This window comes from Pedobacter sp. MR2016-19 (assembly GCF_014947265.1).
Taxonomy (GTDB): Bacteria; Bacteroidota; Bacteroidia; order Sphingobacteriales; family Sphingobacteriaceae; genus Pedobacter.
Genome location: NZ_JADCNK010000029.1, coordinates 24,212 through 41,234 on the forward strand (window position 1 = coordinate 24,212; position 17,023 = coordinate 41,234).

Below are 17,023 nucleotides of genomic sequence, written 5' to 3' on the forward strand. Positions count from 1 at the left end.
GAATAATGCAGTTAAAACTTTGACAATCTTACAGGCATCACGCACAAAGATTGTCAAAGTAATTAATCGACTTATTTCTTTAATCATTAGGTAATGATGCAGTTAAAACTTTGACAATCATCAGGCATTACGCCCAAAAGATTGTCAAAGTAAATAATTGTTGATCTAAATTGTTTACCAATACACACTGTACAGCGCAACCAATAAGCCGATGATGATTAAAGCGCCTACTGCAAAACTGGTAGTGGTTTTAAACATTTTAGCATCAATAGCCAATCCTTTAGCTTCTGCCTTAACTTTGTTGCTCGCTAAACTGATGATCACCATACCTAACATACAGAATACAAATACAAAGCCCATCCGATCCAAAAATGGAATTTCGTAAACTCCGGCTGCATTTTTAACAGAGAAGCCCATACCCGACAACCATGAAAGATCGGTTAGTGTAGGCAAAAATTTAAGTAAAATTGACAAACCAAAACCTCCAATGGTAGCAAATAGTGCTGCACCAGAAGTTGTTCTTTTCCAGAAGAAACCTAAAATGAACATGGCAAAAATACCCGGAGAAACAAAACCGGTATATTCCTGAATGTATTGAAAGCCGCCTTTTTTATCGATTCCCAAGTGTGGAGCAATCAACACGCCAAGAATCATTGCTACAACAATAGAAATCTTACCTGTTGTAACTAAATTTTTCTCTGTAGCATCGGTTTTTAATACTTTTTTATAAATATCTAACGTAAAAATGGTGGCAATACTATTTGCTTTACCCGCCAGTGATGCCACAACCGCAGCGGTTAAGGCAGCAAAGGAAAGCCCTTTTAATCCTGCAGGAAGCAAGTTTAACAATACCGGGTAAGCACGATCTGGATTTACAGATCCATCCTGCAGCATTTCGGCTTGGAAAGCACCATCTTTATACAACACATAAGCGGCAATACCAGGCAATACCACAATGATAGGCATTAACAACTTTAAGAAAGCTGCAAAAAGGATACCTCCCCGTGCAGTTTCCAGATTAGCACCTAAAGCACGTTGTGTAATGTACTGGTTACAGCCCCAATAGTTTAGGTTCACGATCCACATACCGCCAATCAATACGCTTAAGCCTGGCAAATCGATATAATTTTCGTTATCAGGTTTTAAGATCATATGGAAATGCTCCGATGCTTTAGAAGTCATTAAGCTATAGCCCTCAAAAATACCGCTTGTACCATAATGTGTAGAAACCAGGTTTAAAGCCAGATAAGTGGTAGCCAAGCCACCTAAAATCAAGAAAAACACCTGGATTACGTCGGTATACCCAATTACTTTCATCCCACCCAAGGTGATGAGAATGGCAAAAATTGCAATGGCATACATACAAAACCTTAAATCGAAACCAGAAATACTGCTTACCGCTAAAGCACCTAAGTAAAGAATAGAAGTTAAGTTTACCACAACATAAAGCAATAACCAGAAAACGGCCATAATCATGGCTACAGTACCATTATAGCGCTGGTGCAGAAACTGCGGCATGGTAGCAATTTTGTTTTTCAAATAAACCGGAATGAAAAATACGGCTACCACTACCAAGGTAAGTGCGCCCATCCATTCGTAGGTTGCAATAGCCAATCCCATTTTAAAGCCTGAACCGCTCATACCGATAAACTGCTCAGCAGAGATGTTTGATGCGATTAAAGATGCACCGATTGCCCACCAGGTTAAAGAACCTTCCGCAAGAAAATAATCTTTAGAACCCGTAGATTCGGATTTTTTCTTGTTGTAAATGTAGAGCCCGTAAGCGGCTACAATAACGAAGTAAATTGCAAATACAATGTAATCCTTCGTATCTAGTAAGTTGTTTTTCATTGATTTATTTTGGTTAAAATACCTTGGGTTGTTTAAATTTAATTAAATAAACTGGTTCCGTTATCGGTTTGAACAGTATAAGCATCCAGCTTGAGGCCGAATTGCAATAAATATTTAGAAGACAGTTCCTCTATTAAATCCGCAATTTTTTCTTCCTTAACAATATTGATGGTACAACCACCAAAACCACCGCCCATCATCCTGGCACCCAATACGTAATCCAGTGGTTTAACAGCTTCAACCAAAAAATCCAATTCCTTACAACTTACTTCATAATCTTTGCTTAAACCTTCGTGCGTTTCGAACATCAGGTTTCCTAAACCCTGCAGGTTACCGTTTTCAAGTTGCTCTGCCGCTGTTAGTAAACGCCCTATTTCTTTCACTACAAAGCTGCATTTTGTAAATACCTCTTCATCTTTTGGCTTAACATGTGCTTCTAACATACTAAGATCTACATCACGTAATGTATTTATATTGGGGTAATGTTCTTTTACCCAGGCTACACCTTGCTCACATTGGGCTCTTCTTTTGTTGTAAGCCGAATCAGCAAGGGCATGTTTTACATTTGTATTTAAAAGCAAAAGTTTGTAACCATCTAATTTTAATGGGATATAAACGTGTTTCATCGATCTGCAATCAAGCATGATGGCCTGATCTTTTTTACCAAATACAGAGGCAAACTGATCCATAATACCGCAGTTAACACCGGCAAAAGTCTGTTCAGCCTTTTGAGCAATTAAAGCAATATCTATTTTTGGAACATCAAGCGAAAAAAGCTGATCGAGCGCAAAGCCCGTAGCACATTCTACAGCAGCCGAAGAGGATAAACCTGCGCCCAAAGGCACATCACCATCGATATAAAAGTTAAAACCTCCTAATTGGTAACCTCTTTCTTTTAACTGATCGGCAACACCTAAAATGTAATTGGCCCAACTATTTTCTGATTTTTTCAGGCTTTTGATTGATGAAATATCAAATTGCTGATAACTCTCTGAAAATAAATGTATTTCATCATCTTCTCTTTTTGATATGGCTACATAAATGGCTTTATCTATAGCAGCAGGCATTACAAAACCGCCATTGTAATCGGTATGCTCGCCAATAATATTGATCCTTCCGGGCGAACGCACTAAAATGGGTTCAGCATTGAAAAGCTTGTTAAATGTATTTTTTAAATGTTGTGCATTCATTGTCAATAATTTTAATCTTCAGCCCTGCTGGTTTTATAGTGAATAGCAGACATTTCTTTCAGCCTGTTTGCCGCAAACTCAGGGGTAATATCTCGCTGAGGGTTGGCAAGCATCTCATAACCGACCATAAATTTTTTAACTGATGCCGAGCGTAACAATGGTGGATAAAAATGCATATGCCAATGCCATTCTGGGTAATCACCATTGTTCACCGGAGCCTGGTGCATACCTGCCGAGTAAGGGAAAGATGTTTCAAACAGGTTATCGTATTTAGTGGTGAGGATTTTAATAGCTTCAGCCAGTGATTTCTTTTCTGCAGCAGTAAAAAGTTTAATACTATTGACATGTCTTTTGCTGATGACCATGGTTTCGTATGGCCAAACTGCCCAAAAAGGCACCAATACTGCAAAATGATCATTTTCAAATATAATACGTTCGTTTTTCTTTTGCTCCAGTTTTAAATAATCGGCAAGTAAACTTCTCCTATGAATGGCATAGTAAGTTTTCTGGCGTTCGGTTTCTTTGGCAATTTCCAATGGGATATCACCCTGAGACCAGATCTGTCCATGCGGATGTGGGTTGCTACAGCCCATTATTTCACCTTTGTTTTCGAAAATCTGAATATATTTGATCCAATCATTTTCTGCAAGGCTATTAAATTCGTTCTGCCAAACATTTACCACAGCAGTTATGGCTTCGACACCCATTTCAGGAAGTGTGAGGTTGTGTTTCGGACTAAAACTGATTACCCTGCAAAGCCCTCTCTGATTATTAGCTACCAATAAATCATCTTCGTTCATATCACCGGCAGGCGTGTCTTCAAGCAACGCAGCAAAATCATTATTAAAAACAAAGCTCTCCGTATATTGTGGATTGCTTTCGCCATCTGCCCTACCGTTTCCCGGGCATAAATAACATTTAGGATCATATTCGGGGCGGTTATCTGGTGTGATATCTTCAACCTTACCTTGCCATGGTCTCTTGGTGCGGTGTGGTGATACTAACACCCACTCGCCGGTTAATATGTTAAGCCGGGTATGTGGATTACTGTCAAGTTCGAATGTTTGGTTCATTTTATATTTTTCAACTGGTTAGAAAAAAGAAAGCCACATGGCTCTCCTATCTAGTCTGCCAAATTATAAAATTATTATTAATTGTCAAAAAGACAATTAATAATAATTTTTATTTTCGTGAAAATTTGAACATATTAAGCCCTTTAAAACCTTGATAAAAAATGATTGAATATTCGAGGCAGCCACATTATCTTGTTGCTGTTGATTGCATCGTGTTTGGATTTGACGGCGAACACCTTAAAATTCTATTGGTTAAGCGGGGTTTAGAACCCGAAATAAATAAATGGAGTTTAATGGGAGGTTTTGTAGGCGCCGATGAAAGTCCGGATGATGCAGCAAATAGGGTACTCAAAAAAATGACAGGTTTAGAAGGCGTTTACCTGGAGCAGATGCAGATTTATGGAGAGCCAGGCCGCGACCCCATCGAAAGAACGCTTTCTGTTGGCTATTTTGCCCTCATTGATATTCACAAATATGAGGCACAGTTAAGCGACGATTATGAGGCAGAATGGTTTTTGATTAACGACCGGCCAAAACTTATTTTCGATCATAACCAAATGGTTGCTGATGCCCGAAAAAAATTAAGGTATAAAGCTGCACTTCATCCAATATTATTCGAAATGCTGCCTAAAAAATTTACGATTCCACAACTGCATATTCTTTTTGAGGAGGTAAACGACACTAAAATCGATACCAGAAATTTTAGCCGTAAAATTACCTCTACAGGATTATTAATTAAGCTGGCCGAAAAGGACAGAACAGGTTCTAAAAAAGGTGCATTCTATTTTAAATTAGATAAGAAAAAATACAATGCCAATTCGCAGGCTTTCTTAAACTTAATGCCAAATTTAAAGACTTAAATTAATTTATAACATGGGTTAGCCTATTGTTCTTCATAATGATAAGTTAATCCTCCATCTACATAATAAGTTGATCCGGTTACATAAGCGGCATCATCAGAAGCAAGAAATGCCACTACCGCAGCCACATCTTCTACCTTACCCATTCGTTTTAACGGGATATTCTGAAGTAGCTTATCCAGCTGTTCTTTATTGTTCAATAAATCCTGATTGATCGGTGTTGAAACAGCTCCGGGAGCTACGTTATTAATTCTGATATTAAATTGGGCTAATTCTGAAGCAAGATTTCGGGTTAACATCTTTAAACCTCCTTTACTCGTGCAGTAGGCAGCAAAATGTGGAAATGCGATTTCTTCGTGTACAGAACTCATGTTGATTATGGTTCCAGCCACTTTGCTTTTTCTACAATAATTTACGAACGACTGGATGCTAAAAAAAACACCTTTTAAATTTGTATTCATGATCAGGTCGTAATCTTCTTCCGTAACTTCCCAAAAGCTGGCTTTTTTTTCTACCCCCGCATTGTTGACCAGGATATCTAAATGGCCAAATACTGCAACTGCATTGGTAATCATTTTAATGGCTGCATTGGCTTTACTTAAATCGGCTTCCAAAAAAGTTGCCTTTCTACCCATGGCCTGTATTTCTTTGATAAGTTTTTCGCCCCGCTCATCAAATTTATGCCCATTTAAAATAATATCACAGCCATCTTTGGCCAATCTTAAGGCACATGCAGCGCCAATTCCCTGACTGCTTCCGGTAATTAAAGCGATTTTGTTTTCAAAACGGTCCATAGTAAAATGTTATAATACATAAAGGAAAATTGATGTGAATATGTTTGCGTAAAACTGAAGTTATTAACAGGATTAATACATTAAATGTAAGTTCTTAAAAAAAACATCGTTATAGCTGTAATCATTTATTAGTATGTTTGGTCAACAAACACGCAATAAACTTAAATTAATCTTAAAACATGAACATTACCAAAAACCTTTTATTTACTACGCTCCTAGCTTTGTTTACGCTAACCATGTACTCTTGTAAAACAAAAAAACTGGCAGCAAAGCCTGCTCCGGCACCTGTTGAAAAGCCTGCACCACCAGTAGAAGAGAAAAAATCAACGCCTGCACCAGAGAAAGAAGAAGCACCTGCTCCGGTTGAAAAACCTAACTTTAACTTAGATAACATCCAATTTGAGTTTAATTCATTTGTACTTAAAACATCATCATTCTCAATTCTGGATAAAGCAGTAGCAGAAATGAAAAAATCGCCAGATACAAAATTTATTCTAAATGGCCATTCATCTGCGGAAGGTACGCCTGAGCACAACATGCAACTTTCTGTAGACCGTGCAAATGCCGTAAAATCATACTTTATAAACGCCGGTTTAAATGGAAATAATTTCACTGTTGTTGGTCATGGCGAGAAAGAGCCGATTAGTAGCAATAACAGCGAAGAAGGAAGAATGCTGAACAGAAGAACTGAAATAAAAGTTCAGAACTAGTTCTTAAAATATAAGAAAAAGGGGCCACGATTTAATTTTCATAGCCCTTTTTTATTTCCCCAAGACCTTACAGGTTTCAAAATCTGTAAGGTCGAAATATATTCCTGATGCACTCGCAGTCGACTTCCATCCTACTGGGAAATTTTGTACTGTTTAACGCTCCACAATTCATACCTCCCTTAAGATAAGCATTTGAAAATTTCTGATCCTTGTTTACGGTGCAGGATTGGATGAAAATGGCAAGAAATAAAACAAAACTAATCTGAAATATATTTTTGCGTAGATGATTTCTTTGATCGACTAATTTAACGATATAACAGTAAAAAAAAATGGTTATGCTTAGTAGAAATCAGCATTAGCAATCTTTACGTTTTATTTCTTCAGATTGCTAATGCGTTATAACACTTATTACAAATAATTGATTTTATAGAGTTTAACTGATGCTATCTTTGCATATTGTCCGGTACTGCTTGTACCCGTTAACGATGCAGCAAAACCTAGAGAAACCTGCTTTGACTGAAGCAATTCAAAATTAAGTGTCTTACTTTCCAGATTAGAAAAGGCAATACTTGAACTTGTGATATTTGCTACATTCGGTATGCTAGTCCCCTCTGCAACGGTAAGGTATCTAGATCCGCCTGCATTAAAATCAGTCATTACGATTTCAAAACGATAATTACCTACCGGAAGATTAACCGTTTGATATATTTTACCATCGGTAACATTAGGCAATCCCCAACCTGCTTCGAGTGATATGTAACCGACATTACTTTTTTTCTCATACCCACCGAAACCACTTGCATTTTTTACGGACGCACTTGTAATCCAATCGCTTAAAATACCCCATCTATTGCCACTATTAATAGACGAAAAGTTTACGTTAGGACCAACATTTTTTAAATAGGTTGAGGTTACATCTACTTTAATAAACTTTGGAACATATAAACTTGTATAATCGGTATAAAATGTATCAACACTTAAAGTATCAGGCAAGAATAGGGTGCGATATTTAATCGTTCCTTTTTCTTTAAAATTTGCTAGGGTAAAGTTGTTTGTATTGATTGGTATCCTTACCGTTTTGTCTACATTTGCATTATCTGTATAAATCACTTCTGTAGCGAACACCCCACTTACCCTGTCCATTCCTCCCAATTCAAGTGTTGTTACCCCATTTTCATTTGTAAATACTGAATTTATTGCTCTATTCGACAGGGTAACCTGATATCGATCTCCATATACCCTACCCGTTTTATATACCGGAATAGATTTATTACCAGCACCATCATAAGTATAGATGATAAAATTTTGCACTCCTTCTTTCATGTTGTTAATGAAGAATTTAAGGGTATCAACATTTGGTGTTCGGGTAACCGGAATAATTACCGAATCTGCCTTGTTGTTCCAATACACTACACATTTTTTAACTTTCGGATCTGCAATAAACAGACCGTTCATTAATACACGATACTTACCAGAATTGATTTTGACAGAATCTAATTTACCTGTATATGAGATTTCTCCACCTTCAATAAACTTTTTGTAATCGTCTTTTTTAGTACAAGCAGCTATTGCTGTAATTAATAAAAGGGCTACTCCCAATTGACATAGCCGAATGTTATTTTTTTTAGAAATTCTTTTCATCTTAATTTTATTTAGCGTTATCATATTACCTAGGATCACCATAAAGCTGAATTTCTCCGATGGCCATAAATGTTGTTCCCTGCCAATTTTTTAAACTCTTGATACGGATATATCGTACTTTAGGGATACCCGGATCGAAAGTGTAGTTTAAACCCGCAGCGCCAATAGTATTATCTTCTGCGGTATTTACCCCATAGGCACTACCTGATGGTTTTATAGATTTGAAGGTACCTAGCTTAGTCCAGTTTGTAAAACTACCATCTGATGGTGGGTTATCTGTTCCCCATACCTCAAAGTCTAGCAAATTACCACCATAATAATAGGTCCGACCATTTAAATACTCAGGATAATCCCACATCACAATACGGCTTAAAGAAGATAATTTGCCAATATCAAAAGTAACCCATTGAGGAGTTAAAACTCCAGAACTCGTCATTAATACCCTTGGCCAGCCATTTGTATCTCCATCCCACATACCAGCAATTGAAGTGGAGGTGTTCAAGGCTACATCGCTTGGCAATGTAACGGACTTATAACCTGATTTCGGAATAACCGCTTCATAAAGTGGTGTTAATGAAGTATATAAGGTATCACTATAGTTTAACCACCTATCTCTAATGGTAATGGCAAACTTGCGTTCAATAGGATCATATCCTCTTATCGCCTGGTCTATATCTACAATTGAGGTGTAAATATTTTTAGAAGTGGGTACGAGTTTGCCTTTACTATCTTCTGTTAAGATTTCTATCGCCAAATCTGCTTTAGCTATGTTTTTTGCTGTAAATCTTAATCCTCCAAAATCGGCCTGCGCTTTAATACTTCTAAATACTCCCCAAATCGGATTTTCAAGGGGTTTCACCTTTACACTTACTGGAGCTGACTCTATTTCGCTTCTTGTAACTGCATAAAGTTTTACTTCATGTTCTTCTGTATCTCCAAAACCTTCCACTTTTAAGGTATTTCCATAATAGGAAGCCTTTACTTCCATTATGCGCCCTGAGGCCAGGGTATAAACAGCTTTTACATAAAGTAGATTATTATTGTTGGGTACTGCATACGTTAAAGTTGCATTACCTGGCCCAGCAACCCATTTTACATTGGAAATGGCACCTGGTACATCTGTATTTTTTTCGAGAGGTTCCAGTTCATCAACCTTACAACCTGCTACAAAAACTATCACCATTGATAATAGTAGTGCAAAATTTAATTTCATAGTGTTCATATTGAAAATGCTATTTGATTTATAAATTACCATCCTGGATTCTGAACCAGTTTGGGATTTACAGTGATATCATAATTTCTAATTGGTGCTAAATAATCGCGTGGAGCAACAAAATTTTGTGTATAAATCGTCCTTACTCTATAATAATCTAAGGTATTGGCCTGAAAAACGCTCCAACCTGTTATAGCTTGATTGAATACTTCGCCCGCTTTCTTCCACCTTTTCATATCCCAATAGCGACTGCCTTCGAAAGCAAGCTCAATTCCTCTTTCCTGATGGATAATTTCTCTCAAACCATCTTTGGTTGTTGGTTTATTAGGGTTATTGGAAAAACTATTCCACGATTCTACCACACCCGATAAACCTGCCCGTTTTCGAATCCGATCTACATATTCGAAAACATCATTTACAGGCCCCTGACTTTCGTTTAAGGCTTCTGCATACATAAGATATAAATCTGCAAGTCGTATTTGAGGCCAAGGATAATCGCGATACGAAACACCATTGGTACTGTTCGTCATGTTCCAGTCTACCAATTTTTTAATATAATAACCCGTTTCATTGTAAAAGCCAACGTGTGTAGCCCCTGCTAACTGGGTATACTTCCCTTCAACAACCCATGTATTTTCATCAGAGTTAGAAGGGCTATCATATTTGTACCAAACGCCACCATCAAAACCAAGGGCAGCATAAAAGCGTGGTTCGCGATCAAAGTTTACCCGCGCAGTTTCATAACCTGCTTTTATATAAAATCGTTCTTTATCTACAGCAGTTCTCAAGCTGTATTTATTCGAAAAATTTAAAAATTTGTCTTCATTAATAGGCACTCCATTACTTGAATAAAACATTTCGGCAATTTTAAGCGGAGCGGCTAACTGCATTCTTGCATCACCGCTTGCTCCTCCTGAAGCAAGTTTAGGCATAGCTACCCGTTGTAGCATATCTGCCCTAGTGTTTGGGTTTGCCCAAACATGTTCGACATTCCATCGTTCTGTAATTGAACTCCTTAATGTTAATTGCAGGTTCGTGGTATCGGAAAGTTTAAAGGTTGATCCCGGGAACTTATATAATGCGGCACCTGCTTGTTCTGCAGCATCAATAGCTACCTTAGCCGCATCAGCAGCACTTTTCCATTTTGTAGCACTATAAGTCGTTGAAATTAAATTTATACCATCTCGGTCTTTGAAATTGGTGTAATCCTGATTGCCGTTAAACAATGGGCTTGCCGCAAGTAATAATAGTTTTGCCTTTACAGCCAAAGCTATAGGTCTGGTTATCCTTCCCAACTCTGTTGTCCTATCGGTAATAATAGGTGGCAGATTTGTTGTAGATTGATCTATCAAACCAGAAATATAAGCCACACATTCGTCAAATGGTCTACGTTTAATCCGTACATCATCTTCTGGAGCACTAATATCTATATTCTGATCTACTAACGGAATCGGCCCATACATCCGCAACAGGTAATAATGGTAATACGCTTTTAAGAAAGTAACCTCAGCTATCCAACGGGCACGCTCGTCGGATCTTAAGTCCCTTACTTTACTTTCATCTTTTACATTCTCTAAAAAGATATTACAATTTCTTATCCCTTTCCATAAACCATAATTATCGTTTGGTCCTCCGCCTTGATAATTACCATTCCATGCGTTCATGTATGGATTGGCAGCATTTTGCCCGCCCCTTGCACCGCGCCAGGCATAAGATACAAAATCCCATTCCTGAGTTGGAACCCAAAGTTCATCGCCAGAGAGTAAACCTACGTTATAGAACGGGTCGCCGTCTCTGGGCAAAAAGGAGTAACAGGTAAACAGGTATTTTTCTGCTTCCGTTCTCATAGTGAAAGCATTATCTATTGTAGCAACGTTATCGGGCACTATATCTAAATATTTTTTACATGCTGACATAGTGCATATAGCACTTACAAAACACAATGTGATAAGTATATCCCTAACGTTATATTTTATTTTGTTTATAGTAATATTTTTCATTTTATTATCGTTTAAAGCCATGTTTTTCTTATTAAAATGAGGCTCTGACACCTAAATTATATGTGCCCTGAATAGGATATCCTAAGCCTTTACCACCCATTTCAGGATCCCAGGTTTTAAAGCTGCTGATATAACCTAAATTAGTTGCACTTACATATAAACGGAGTGCTGTTAATCCGATTCTTTGCGTTATTTTTTTATTGGCATTGTAAGCGAACTCAACACTTCTCAACCTTAAAAAATTTCCACTTCTCATCCACCAGGTTGAGGTTTGATTAAGGTCGTTACCCTCCCGGCTATTATTTCTCACGAAGTTGGGGCTCAAACGCGGCCACATGGCATAAATATTTCTATTTTCTTCTGACCAATAGCTATCAGAAATAGCTGACAATAATCCATTCTGACTACCTCCGTTTAATACAAATGGGGCAATATTTTCTGAATTGATAAAGAATGAAGAGCGGGCAGACCCCTGAAAGAAGAAACTGAAATCGAAGCTTTTATAGCCAATTGTGCCTCCAAAACCGTAAATAATTTCGGGTGAAGTTGGAAGACCAATAGGCACCTGATCCTGATCATTAATCAATCCATCGCCATTTACATCCCGGTATTTGATATCGCCACCTCCATAGTTTAAGCCAGGAGTTCCATCAAATTGCAGGGGAGAGTTTTTAGCTTCATTATCATCAATAAATAAGCGTTCTGCGATGTATCCAAATCTTTGAGTGGTAGGCAGGCCTACGCTTGTTCTGTAATATTCGTTAGCTGGGTACGTTGGCTCATCGTTAATCAGTATTTTACTTTTGGCATATGTAAAATTCCCTCTCATTTGAACTGACCATCCGCTACCAAAAGATTTATTGAAGGCTGCTGCAAAATCTACCCCTTCATTCTGGGCTTTATTGGTATTGGCTCTAACAGCAGCCTGTAAACCCATTGTGGTAGGAATATAAGTACGTGCAGTTAAAATATTGGAACGTGTATTTCGGTAAACATCAATATTGATATCCAGCGCATTAAAAAACCTAAAGTCTACCCCTAGATTAAGTTGTTCTGATCTCTCCCAGGTAATTAATGGATTAGCGTATCTGCTCACCAATATCCCAGTTTTATAATAGCCATATTGCTCGCCAAAAGTGGCACCATAATCAAAGTTGTTCATGTTGACTTCCGACATATAAAAGAAACGATCATCGTCATTTCCAATCTGATCGTTTCCAACAAAACCATAAGTAGCCCTCAACTTCATGCTGTTGATTACTTTAGTTAATGGCTTGAAAAATTCTTCATTAGACAATACATAACCTAAGCCAAATGATGGAAAAAAACCAAAACGGTTATTATCTGCAAAACGTTCTGATCCATTGTAACCAAAATTGAATTCGGCTAAATATTTATCGTCGTAACCGTATGTTGCTCTACCAGATAAGCCTTGGTTACGGGCCGGAAGCGATAACTGCAAACTTCCAGCATTGCCCGAAAGGTAATTCCGCATGGTTGTGATAAGCATACCACTTACTGCATGTTTGCCTCCAAATGTTCTCGCATAATTCAAGGCCAATTCTGCATAAAAAGTCGAGTTTAAAATCTTTCTACCTTCCGAATAACCCAAATACTCAGTACCTGTTGCACCTATAGAACCTTGTCCGCCTGGATTTAGAACCTGCAAACCAACACCTCCATTTGGCTGTTCGCTGGCTACATAATAAAAGGGATTATAACTTCTGGAAACATCGAAATAAGAATATCTTCTGGCATAAGTCATTAAACGTGCATTTAAACCCTCAGTAAACACTTTTAAATCTTGTTTCAATTCAATTTGTGTTTGTAAGGTTGATGCATTGTACTCAGAATATCCTTTTACCATTTCGGCATAAGGATTTACATATAGTCCGTTATTTGGGGTAATCGCATTACCAAATAAGGCATGTGTAGCAAAAGGAGATAATTCTGAAGGGTAAACTGCCGGAAAAAGAACTGGGTTAGACCAAATGGTCTGGTTAAAGATTCGCTCTCCTCCATTTTGTCCATTGGGGCCTAGTAACGGACCTGAATAATCATCAAATTGACCATAAACCCGAATTGCTGCTTTGGTTGTTTTGGTCAGATCAAGATCAACATTGGAGCGAACAGAATAGTTTTTCAACTTTACGTTATTGTTGAAATTGTTCAGTCCCTCAACTTTTAGTAACCCATTATCTATATTGTATGTTCCTGCAACATAAAACCGGGCTTTCTCGCCACCGCCCTGTAAGCTAATATTGTTACGGGTATTTATGGTATAGTCTTTAATTAATTGATCGATCCAGTTGTTGCTTGGATATAATAAAGGATTATCACCCCTGGCCGTACCATCAATTTTGGTTTGAAGATAAGGTAAAGCGGCCTGAGGATTTCGCGTTAGTGCGGCCTCATTTGCCATTCTCATATAAGTAATATTATCTGCAAATTGAAAATTCTTTGTATTTGATGAAACAGCCGTTTCTGATCTGACCGTAAAATTTGTATTACCGGCTTCTCCAGATTTTGTTGTAATTAACACTACACCATTAGCACCACGGGCACCATAAACTGCCGATGCAGTGGCATCTTTTAAAACACTGAATGAGGCGATATCATCTGCCTGCAAGCGGGCCATATCATTCTGTGTAGATTCTATACCGTCAATTAAGATCAACGGATCTTGCTTACCTGTACCGAAAGTACCTAAGCCACGAATAAAAAACTGTGCATTATCTGCCCCTGGCTCTCCACTACGCTGATAGGCGATCATACCTGCTACACGCCCTTGCATCATCGTAGTTAGATTACTTGTTGGACCTTTCAGTTCTTTTGGATTAATGGTCGTGATGGAACTGACCATACTTGCCTTTTTCTGAGTACCAAACCCCACTACAGCTACTTCATCTAAAGAGCCTACATCACTCACTAGCGTTACGTTAATAATATAAACGCCATCTTTATTTGGTAAATAATCGGCTACTATAACCGTTTTAGGTTTGTAACTAATTCCTGTGAACAGCAATTTACCCGACCTGGCCATTTTAATATTATATTTCCCGTCAGAGTCTGTAGAAATTCCTTTTAGTGTACCAGACACTTTGACGTTTACTCCTGGGATCCCCCCGGATTCGTCTTTAACTATACCCATTACGGTTATCTCTGTTTGTGCTGCTGCCGTTAAACAAGAAGTTATAATTACAAAACAGAATAAAAATTTTAAAATTGACCTAAAGGCAATACTGTGTGGATGGAGCAGTATTTTATTTGGTAGTTTTTTCTTCATAAAAGTGGTTAAATTGGTTAGGTACATCAATAAGTTAGATCATAGCTTACCCCTGCTCAAGTTTGTTGAGCCATCAGGAGTTCTTTCTATCGAAAATGTTTCGTCGGTAATGTTTAGGGAGCGGCACATGTAGCGCCTTATCCCTTCACATTTTTGATTGTTCTGCCCTTACCAGCAGTAAGGACTTCCTATTTTTGTTTAGGATTTTAAAAAAGTGGAGTAGATTTATCTTTCTTCATAATTTTGGTTTAGGCATTATTTTTTTGTTAAGCAGACAATGGGTTCGTACCACATCATCAAATAATAATTTGAGTCAATAAGAATGAGGACATTTTGTTTGTGTTTTTATAATTAGTTAAAGGATTAGATTTTGCTTCAAAAAACTAGATATAATATTTTCTTTACTCTGCTGTACACATCAATTATTCTAGTAGTTAATCTCGAATAATCTGGATCAGTCTTCTATTCTTATACTTGGTTTAAACAAATTAACCATAAAAAAATCGCTTGTAGTGAGGGGTAATACGGTAATAAATAGGGGTTAAATTGTTATTTTTAGGCCTTTTATGTTGTTTTTCTGTTTTTAGTCAGAAATTAAACTTTGATTTAAAGTTTAATTTCTGAAAAGAAAGATTCCATAATCCATTTTCTTAAAAGGATATTGATTTAACAGATTCACCAGGTTGAGCTGCTTTAAAAATGGCTGTAAATAAAAACTCTCCGAACCTTTCTTTACAGAAAGGTTCGGAGAGTGAATTAATTAAGTAACCTTAAGGGTTAATAACCTGGGTTTTGAGTCAACACAGCATCTTTGTTTAGCTGTATTTCACCTAAAGGAATTGGCAATAACAAATTTTTTGTCGTTAAGCCAGTAATTGGTTTTGACGCATCATTCGAGTTTAAACGAAGTGCACGTTCTACCAAAGTTCCGGTTCTCATTAGGGTCATTCTTCTGTTTTCTTCACCAATTAATTCTCTGGCTCTTTCATCAAGAATAAAATCCTTTGTCATTTCAGAAGCACTAACCTGTGAAGCATTTGCTCTGGTTCTTAACACGTTAATTGTTGTTGCCGCATCTCCTGTTTTACCTTGTGCAACCTGTGCTTCAGCTAACAGAAGATAAGTTTCGCCTAACCGCATCAAAATGAAATCTTTAATCATTGCATAACCAAAAGTATCATTGGGATCAAAAGCGCCCCATTTGGTTGTACTTGGGCAAATATTGATTAACGTATCAGGACCGGTAAAAGGAACTTGTTTTCCAAATTTTGCTGCATATTTAGGATCTGGGTCGTTGTAATAATATTTTCTGCGGATGTTGTATTGCGAATTACGGATATCATTTCCTTTGTACAAACCGTAAAGCACCCAGTTGCTCAAACGCAATCTACCAATAGAACGGCCACCTAATGAATCGGCAATAGCCATACCTGCAATGTTGTAATAAGCAGCCCCCCATACCCTTCTTTGCTGGGGATTATCAGTAATTCCACCAACAACAACATTCGGATTTTCCTGTTCCAGTACCCAGATAGCCTCTGTATTCCCCTGAGATCTTCTCTGGTTGCCATACTGGAACATATCAGAGTAATAATCTCCGGCCTGACTGGTTTTAACACCATAGCGGTTTTTAATTAAGCTGAATTTGCCGCTGCTGATAATTGCCTGGGCCTGTTGCTCTGCCAAATCAGGCTTGCCGATACGAAGGTAAACCTCAGCAAGCAATTGCATCGCCATAAACTTATTCGCTCTGCCGTACATTTTCCCCTTACTATTTGTTTTTACGGATTCGATATCAGGAAGGTTTGCCGCAGCATACACTAAATCTGAAACGATAAAATTATTTACATCAGCTATTGGCGCCCTTACAAAATCTATTTTAGGCCCCGCTAATGCATGCACAATCAATGGCACGCCACCAAACAAAGTTGCTAAGTTATTGTAAGCATAAGCCCTGAAAAATTTAGCTTCGGCACTTACCAGGCTTTTACCTTTTGCGCTTAAGCTTGTTAAGCCGGGGTTATCGACTCCGTCTACAATAATATTGGTTAAGTTTACCATGATGTAGTTTCTGTTCCAGGTACGGGCAGCTCCATTATCCGTTGGCGTTAGCGTTGCGTAATTATAATAAGGAATTTCTACACCTTGCTGGTTATTGGTTGCGTTTGCAACATCAGTTCCAACCTGCCAAACGCTTGGCCAGCCCTGCTGATCAGCCCAGGAAAAAATTGTACTGGTATGGTTATACAAACCTATTAATGAAGCTTCAAATCCAAGCGAATCCGTAAGCGTTAATGGCGTATATGATGAAAACGGTTTCTCATCTAAAAATGCTTTCTTGCACGATGAAAATGCAACAAACAGCACCGATAAGGATGCAATTATGGTTATATATTTTTTCATGA

11 protein-coding genes are annotated in these 17,023 nt (G+C 37.8%); 2 read left to right on the forward strand and 9 right to left on the reverse strand.

The window, feature by feature from the left end; genetic code table 11:
* Positions 1-174 precede the first annotated feature (174 nt).
* From IM793_RS23205 to IM793_RS23215, 3 genes are read right to left on the reverse strand one after another with little or no spacing between them, the layout of a single operon-like run.
* Positions 175-1,851 carry a sodium/sugar symporter gene (locus IM793_RS23205; protein WP_193425650.1) on the reverse strand — a complete coding sequence of 559 codons (1,677 nt, stop codon included), beginning with the start codon at positions 1,849-1,851 and terminating at the stop codon, positions 175-177.
* Between the two features lie 38 nt (positions 1,852-1,889).
* Complete coding sequence (locus IM793_RS23210) at positions 1,890-3,041, reverse strand: galactokinase (RefSeq protein ID WP_193425652.1); 1,152 nt, start codon at positions 3,039-3,041, stop codon at positions 1,890-1,892.
* An 11-nt stretch (positions 3,042-3,052) separates the two neighbouring features.
* Positions 3,053-4,114, reverse strand: coding sequence for a UDP-glucose--hexose-1-phosphate uridylyltransferase (locus IM793_RS23215; protein WP_193425654.1), 1,062 nt, complete (start codon positions 4,112-4,114; stop codon positions 3,053-3,055).
* A gap of 161 nt (positions 4,115-4,275) precedes the next feature.
* Between IM793_RS23215 and IM793_RS23220 the strand changes: the two genes are divergently transcribed.
* Positions 4,276-4,974, forward strand: a complete 699-nt coding sequence (locus tag IM793_RS23220) for an NUDIX domain-containing protein (RefSeq protein ID WP_193425656.1) — start codon at positions 4,276-4,278, stop codon at positions 4,972-4,974.
* Between the two features lie 23 nt (positions 4,975-4,997).
* Here IM793_RS23220 and IM793_RS23225 read toward each other — a convergent pair whose 3' ends face one another.
* A complete protein-coding gene (locus IM793_RS23225) occupies positions 4,998-5,768 on the reverse strand; it encodes an SDR family NAD(P)-dependent oxidoreductase (RefSeq protein WP_193425658.1) in 771 nt (256 codons plus the stop codon).
* Positions 5,769-5,947: 179 nt separating this feature from the next.
* Between IM793_RS23225 and IM793_RS23230 the strand changes: the two genes are divergently transcribed.
* A complete protein-coding gene (locus tag IM793_RS23230; protein WP_193425660.1) occupies positions 5,948-6,478 on the forward strand; it encodes an OmpA family protein in 531 nt (176 codons plus the stop codon).
* A gap of 408 nt (positions 6,479-6,886) precedes the next feature.
* Here the strand turns inward: IM793_RS23230 and IM793_RS23235 are convergent, their stop codons facing one another.
* From IM793_RS23235 to IM793_RS23255, 5 genes are all read right to left on the reverse strand, one after another.
* Entirely contained in the window at positions 6,887-8,119 is a 1,233-nt protein-coding gene (locus IM793_RS23235; protein ID WP_193425662.1) for a DUF4998 domain-containing protein, read from the reverse strand.
* A 25-nt stretch (positions 8,120-8,144) separates the two neighbouring features.
* A complete protein-coding gene (locus IM793_RS23240) occupies positions 8,145-9,332 on the reverse strand; it encodes a DUF5000 domain-containing lipoprotein (protein ID WP_193425664.1) in 1,188 nt (395 codons plus the stop codon).
* A 35-nt stretch (positions 9,333-9,367) separates the two neighbouring features.
* The gene (locus tag IM793_RS23245; RefSeq protein WP_227256363.1) at positions 9,368-11,179 is read right to left on the reverse strand and encodes a RagB/SusD family nutrient uptake outer membrane protein; all 1,812 of its coding nucleotides are present in this window, start codon (positions 11,177-11,179) and stop codon (positions 9,368-9,370) included.
* Positions 11,180-11,363: 184 nt separating this feature from the next.
* The gene (locus tag IM793_RS23250; protein ID WP_227256364.1) at positions 11,364-14,618 is read right to left on the reverse strand and encodes a TonB-dependent receptor; all 3,255 of its coding nucleotides are present in this window, start codon (positions 14,616-14,618) and stop codon (positions 11,364-11,366) included.
* Positions 14,619-15,395: 777 nt separating this feature from the next.
* A complete protein-coding gene (locus tag IM793_RS23255; RefSeq protein WP_193425666.1) occupies positions 15,396-17,021 on the reverse strand; it encodes a RagB/SusD family nutrient uptake outer membrane protein in 1,626 nt (541 codons plus the stop codon).
* Positions 17,022-17,023 lie beyond the last annotated feature (2 nt).